Origin of the sequence: Kitasatospora sp. NPDC088779 (genome assembly GCF_040685395.1) — a bacterium.
Lineage (GTDB): Bacteria > Actinomycetota > Actinomycetes > Streptomycetales > Streptomycetaceae > Kitasatospora.
In genome coordinates, this window is record NZ_JBFBHW010000111.1 from 1 (window position 1) to 3,829 (window position 3,829).

Genomic DNA, 3,829 nt, shown 5'->3' on the forward strand with positions numbered 1-3,829 from the left:
TCGAACGCCGCGACCACCAGGTCAAGATCCGCGGCCGCCGCGTCGAAACCGGCGAGATCGAAGCCGTCATCCGCTCCCTCGACACCGTCGCCGACACCGCCGTCGCCGTCCTCCCCGACGCCTCCGGCAACCCCCGCCTCATCGGCTACCTCACCGGCCCCGGCGTCGACCCCGCGCAGGTCCGGGCCGAACTCTCCCAACTGCTGCCCGGATACATGATCCCGGCGTCCTGGCTCGTCCTCGACGCCATGCCGCTCACCCCCAACGGCAAGCTCGACCGCAAGGCCCTGCCCAAGCCCGCCCTCGCCGAGCAGGACACCCTCCGCGGCCCCCGCACCGAGCGCGAGCGGGTCCTCTGCGACATCCTCGCCGAGGTCCTCGGCACCGGCCGGGTCGGCATCGACGAGGACTTCTTCGCCCTCGGCGGCGACAGCATCCGCTCCATCCAGGTCGTCAGCCGCGCCCACAAGGCCGGACTCACCCTCACCACCCGCGACATCTTCACCCACAAGACCGCCGCCGCCCTCGCCCGGGTCGCGGGCGGCGCCGACCCCACGGCGGCGACCGCGCCCGCCGAGGACGCCGGCGGCACCGGCCCGTACGAACTCACCCCGATCATGGGCCAGTTGCACGACGACACCACCAGCCTCACCGGCCCGGTCGTCAAGTACAGCCAGCACGTGGTCGTCCGGGTCCCCGCCGCCCTGGACGCCGAACTGCTCGACGCGGCCCTGCACACCCTGGTCGACCACCACGACGCGCTGCGCACCCGGGCCACCGAACCCGCCCCCGGCCTGTGGCACCTGGAGGCACTGGCCCCCGGCGCGCTCGCCGGCGTCCGCCTGGTCGCCACCGCCGAGAACGGCGCCGGCAGCGGCGCCGACGACCAGGACGCCCTCGGCTTCGCCGAGCGGCAGGCCGCCGCCGCCCGCGCCCGGCTCGACCCCGCCGCCGCCGTGATGATCCAGGCCGTGCTGATCGGCGCGGCCCCCGGCGCCGACACCGCCCTGCTGGTGCTCTCCGCCCACCACCTGGTCATCGACGGCGTGTCCTGGCGGATCCTGCTGCCCGACCTCGCCGCCGCCTGCGAGGCGCTGGCGGCCGGCCGCACCCCCGCCCTCGACCCGGTCGGCACCTCCTACCGCGCCTGGTCCCAGCTGCTCGCCGCGCAGGCCCGAACCCAGGTCCGCGGCCCCGAACTCGCCCTCTGGCAGTCGATCCTGACCGGCCCCGACCCGCTGGTCGGCACCCACCGGCTCGACCCCGAGACGGACGTCTACGGCACCCAGCGCACCCTGCGCCTGGAGCTCGGCCCCGAGGTCACCGGCCCGCTGCTCACCGACGTCCCGGCGGCCTTCCACGCCGAGGTCAACGACGTCCTGCTGACCGGCCTCGCCCTCGCCGTCGCCGACTGGCGCCGCCGGCACGGCCGCGCCGACTACGCCCAGACCCTGATCGAGCTGGAGGGCCACGGCCGCGAGCAGCTCGGCGACGGCCTCGACCTGTCCCGCACCGTCGGCTGGTTCACCAGCGCCTTCCCGATGCGCCTCGACCCCGGCACGCTCGACTGGGACGAGCTCTGGGCCGGCGGCCCCGCCCTCGCCGCCGCCCTCAAGCGGATCAAGGAGCAGCTGCGCGCGCTGCCCGACCGCGGCGTCGGCTACGGCCTGCTGCGCTACCTCAACCCGCACGCCGCCCGCGCCCTGGCCGGCCACCACAAGCCGCAGATCGGCTTCAACTACATGGGCCGCTTCGACGCCCGCGAGGCCCGCCTCTGGGAGCCGGCCGGCGGCGACGGCGTGGTCGGCACCGGCGCCCACCCCGCCATGCCGCTGCCGCACCTGCTCGACGTCACCCCGGCCACCGAGGACCGGCACGACGGCCCGCACCTGATCGCCAACTGGTCCTGGGCCGGCCGGACCGTCGCCGAGGAGGACGCCCAGGACGTCGCGGCCACCTGGTTCCGCGCCCTCGAACTGCTCGCCCGGCACGCCACCGCCCCCGGTGCGGGCGGCCGCACCCCCTCCGACCTGCCGCTGGTCGCCCTGGCCCAGGACGAGATCGAGGAGTACGAGGCCGAACTCGCCGAGGCCGGCACCGCCCTCGCCGACGTCCTGCCGCTCACCCCGCTCCAGCAGGGCATGCTCTTCCACGCCGACTACGACACCGCCGCCGGGGGCGGCGCGGACGCGGTCGACGTCTACACCCTGCAGATCGTCGCCGACATCGAGGGCGACCTCGACGCCGACGCCCTGCGCGCCGCCGGGCAGGCCCTGCTCGACCGGCACCCGAACCTGCGCGCCGCCTTCCGCGCCCGGGCCACCGGAGAGCCCGTCCAGGTCATCGCCCAGCACGCCGAACTGCCCTGGCTGGACGCCGACCTGACCGACCTGCCGGAGCCCGCCCGGGCCGCCGAGCTGAGCCGCATCACCGAGGCCGAGCGCACCCGCCGCTTCGACCTCGCCGCGCCGCCGCTGCTGCGCTTCGCGCTCGTCACCCACGGCGAGGGCCGGCACCGGTTCATCTGGACCAGCCACCACATCCTGGTCGACGGCTGGTCGATGCCGCTGCTCGTCCGCGAGCTGTTCGCGCTCTGCGCGCCCGGCGCGGACGTCGCGCTGCTGCCCGACCCGGCCCCGTACCGCTCGTACCTGGCCTGGCTGACCGCGCAGGACCGCACGGCGGCCCGGGCCGCCTGGCACGAGGTGCTGGCCGACGTCGACGAGCCCACCCTGCTCGTCCCCGCCGACCCGAGCCGCCTCCCGGTGCTGCCCGACGCGGTGCTCGCCGAGGTGCCGCGCGAGCTGACCGCCGCGCTCGCCGGCTGGGCCCGCACCCAGGGCCTGACCGTCAACACCGTGGTGCAGGGCTGCTGGGCGCTGCTGCTCGGGCGGCTCACCGGCCGCCAGGACGTGGTGTTCGGCGCCGTCACCTCCGGCCGCCCGGCCGAGGTCCCGGACGTCGAGTCGATGATCGGCATGTTCCTCACCACCGTGCCGGTCCGGGCCCGACTGCACCCCGATGCCACCCTCGCCGAACTGCTGCACGCCCTCCAGGACCAGCAGACCGCGCTGCTCCCGCACGAGCACCTCGGGCTCGCCGCGATCCACCAGGCCGCCGGCCTGTCCGGCGAGGTCTTCGACACCGTGGTGCTGTTCGAGAACTTCCCGCTGGACGAGAACGGCCTCGACACCGGCGTCGCCGACGGCCCGCGCATCGTCCGCACCGAGGCCCTCGACGCCCGGCACCACCCGCTGAGCCTGGTGGTCCACCCCGGCGACAGCCTGCACCTGCGGCTGGACTACAACCCCGGCCTGTTCGGCCGGGCCGAGGTCGAGCGGGTCTCGGCGATCTTCCAGCACCTGCTGCGGACCGTCGCCGAGCGGCCCGGACTGCCGCTCGCCCAGGTCGACGTGACCGGCCCGGCGGACCTCACCGGCACCGGCACCCCCGGCGAGCTGGGCGGACTGCTCGGCACATGGGACCCGTCGATCCCCGAGGAGAGCCTCGGCGTCGTCGAGCGGGTGCGCGCCGTCGCCGCCCGCACCCCCGAGGCGACCGCCGTCACCGACGGCGCCGGCTCGCTGACCTACCAGGAACTGGTCGAGGCGGCCGGCGGCCTGTCCGCGGGCCTCGCGGAGGCCGGGGTCACCACCGGCTCGGTGGTCGCGATGCTCGCCGAGCCCGGCGTCCCGTTCATCGCCGGCGTGCTGGGCGTGATCGGCGCCGGCGGTGCCTACCTGCCGCTCGACCCGGCCGCCCCGGCCGCCCGCAACACCGGGCTGCTGGAGGACGGCGGCGCCCGCCACCTGCTGGTCGGCGCCGGGTA

General features: G+C 76.1%; 1 protein-coding gene. It reads left to right on the forward strand.

Annotated features, from left to right (window positions below; all coding sequences use genetic code 11):
* Window positions 1-3,829: condensation domain-containing protein (locus tag AB0P03_RS40620; protein WP_363589701.1), on the forward strand; the 3,829-nt coding region annotated here is incomplete at both ends.